The sequence below is a fragment of the Nocardioides jensenii JCM 1364 = NBRC 14755 genome (genome assembly GCF_001552535.1).
Classification (GTDB): domain Bacteria; phylum Actinomycetota; class Actinomycetes; order Propionibacteriales; family Nocardioidaceae; genus Nocardioides; species Nocardioides jensenii.
Map to the genome: position 1 here is coordinate 1 of NZ_BCRJ01000061.1, position 2,554 is coordinate 2,554.

At 70.5% G+C, this 2,554-nt stretch carries 3 protein-coding genes; 1 reads left to right on the top strand and 2 read right to left on the bottom strand.

From position 1 onward, the window contains the following. Positions 1–663 (top strand): heme o synthase (locus NJ4_RS13850; RefSeq protein WP_067436110.1); only part of this gene is annotated, 663 nt, incomplete at its 5' end. Between the two features lie 185 nt (positions 664–848). On the opposite strand, the gene NJ4_RS13855 is transcribed toward NJ4_RS13850, so the two are convergent. Further along, positions 849–1,763, bottom strand: a complete 915-nt coding sequence (locus NJ4_RS13855) for a COX15/CtaA family protein (protein WP_245644570.1) — start codon at positions 1,761–1,763, stop codon at positions 849–851. Between the two features lie 13 nt (positions 1,764–1,776). Then, positions 1,777–2,554 (bottom strand): ABC transporter permease (locus tag NJ4_RS13860; protein WP_067436117.1); only part of this gene is annotated, 778 nt, incomplete at its 5' end.

A 2,554-nucleotide genomic window follows, 5' to 3' on the forward strand; every position in this document is an offset into this window, starting at 1 on the left:
CGGCGGGCGCTGCCGCGCCACATCGTCTCGGCCGGGTCGGCGTTGGTCTTCGCCACCACGCTCGCGGTGATCTCGACCGTGGTTCTCGTCCTGTGGGTCAACTGGCTCTCCGCCGCGCTCTCGCTCGGCGCGAACGCCTTCTACGTGCTCGTCTACACGATCATCCTCAAGCGCCGCACGACCCAGAACATCGTCTGGGGCGGGCTGGCCGGCTGCTTCCCGGCCCTGATCGGGTGGACCGCGGTCACCAACGAGCTCGCCTGGACCCCGGTCGTGCTCTTCATGGTGGTGTTCTTCTGGACGCCTCCGCACACGTGGGCGCTGGCCCTGCGCTACCGCGAGGACTACGCCAACGTCGACGTCCCGATGCTGCCGGTGGTCAAGCCGGCCAGCGAGGTCGGCCGTCAGATCGTGCTCTACTCGTGGGTGATGGTGGCCACCACGCTGCTGTTGTGGCCGGTGGCCGACACAGGGTGGTTCTACCCCCTCTGCGCGGTGGTGCTGGGCGGCGTGTTCCTGGTCGAGGCACACAAGATGTGGGGCCGCGCCAAGAACACCGAGACACTGTCGCTGATCAAGCCGATGCGGCTCTTCCACACCTCGAACCTCTACCTCAGCCTGCTGTTCGTCGCGGTCGCGCTCGACCCGCTGCTGACCCGCTGAAGAAATGTCGTTCGACGACGCAACCAAATCGGTCCGAGCGACGTCATAAGAGGTGAACGGCGGCGTGCCCGGTCTCGGGGGTTCGGGCACCCCGCCGTCCCAGTGCCCGGAAGTGCGGCCAGGAGTCCCGGTTCCGCCGGCTCGGCGGAGGTCGAACCCTGCCGGGCCCCGAGCGTCGGTGCGGATCAGACCGTGCGCTGCGCCCTCACGACGACCCAGGCCATCGCGGCCGCGGTGAGTGAGGCCCCCAGCATGTGCACGGTGACCAGCGGCACCGGCAGATCGTTGAAGTACTGCACGAAGCCGACCACGCCCTGGAGCAGCTCGACCAGGAGCAGCGCACCGGCCGCGCGGCGTACGCCGGCCAGCTGTTGTCGGTGGGCGAGCGCCAGCATGCCGAGGGTCAGGGCGACCAACACGTAGACCGCGGAGGCGTGCACGTGCGACCAGACCTGCGGGTCCAGGCCGGTACGCCGAGCATCGAGGTCGCCCGCGTGGGGCCCGGAGCCGGTGACGAGCGTGCCGAGCCACAGCACGACCCAGCCCACCCCGTAGATCAGCCAGCCCAGACGGCGGGTCTGCGTCGGTGCCCGCTCGGGGGAGCCGGCGGCCCAGGTGTCCGAGTGACGGGTCACCTCGACGAGGAGCACGCACAGGCCGATCAGGGCCATGGAGACCAGCAGGTGGAAGGCCACGACGTACGGGTTCAGGTCGGTCAGCACGGTGATGCCGCCGATGATCGCCTGGGCCGGCACGTAGAGCGCGATCAACGTCGCCAGCCGGACGGACCGGTCGCCGTTGGCCCCGGCCGAGGCCCGGTGCGCCAGCGCGGCCAACCAACACGCGATCGCGACCGCCACCAGGACCCAGGTGAGCATCCGGTTGCCGAACTCGATGGCACCGTTGATGCCGAGCGCCTCGTGGGCGACGTAGGAGTCCTCGGTGCACCGGGGCCAGGTCGGGCAGCCGAGCCCCGACCCGGTCAGGCGGACCACGCCCCCGGTCACGACGATGAGGATGTTCGCGACCAGGTTGGCCACCGCCAGCGGCCGGAGGAACCTGGCCGGAACGATGCTGCTCAGCCGCACGTGCGTGCTCACTCCCACTACCTGCTCACTCCCACTTGAAATGCCTGCTCGCGATCGCGCCCGCCGCGACGGCCCAGACGGCCAGCACGGCGAGGGCGACGAGATTCACGGAACCGTCGATGAATGCGTCCCGCATGGCGTCACCCAGGGCACCGGAGGGGAGGAACTGGATGATCGAGCCCGCCGAGCCGTAGGTGTCGCGGGGCAGGACGATGCCGCCGCCCATCATGAGGAGGAGGTAGACCAGGTTGGCCACGGCCAGTGTCGCCTCGGCGCGCAGGGTGCCGGCGACGAGCAGGCCCAGGCCGGCGAACGCCGCGGTGCCGAGGAGTGCCGCGACCACGGCCAGGAGCACGCCGAGGAACCCGCCACCGGGACGCCAGCCGAACCCCAGGGCCACTGCGCCGATGACGACGGCCTGCAGCACCTGGACGCCGAGCAGGGCGATCACCTTGCCGAGCAACAGGCCGGAGCGGGGGAGCGGTGAGGCACCGAGACGCTTGAGCAGCCCGTAGCGGCGTTCGAACCCGGTGGCGATGGCCAACGACGTGAACGAGGTGGACATCACCGCCAGGGCCAGGACACCGGGGGTCAGTACGTCGACCGGGGTCTCCTCGAAGTCGAGCCCCAGTCGGCGGGCGGCCAGGATGCCGCCGACCAGTGCCAGCACCGGGATGACCACGGCCAGCAGCAGCTGCTCGCCGTTGCGCAGCAGCAGGCGGGTCTCCATGCTGGCCTGCACCAGCACCTGACGGGACAGGGGAGCCGAGCCGGGCGCGGGGGTGAAGTCCTGACGGGGGGTG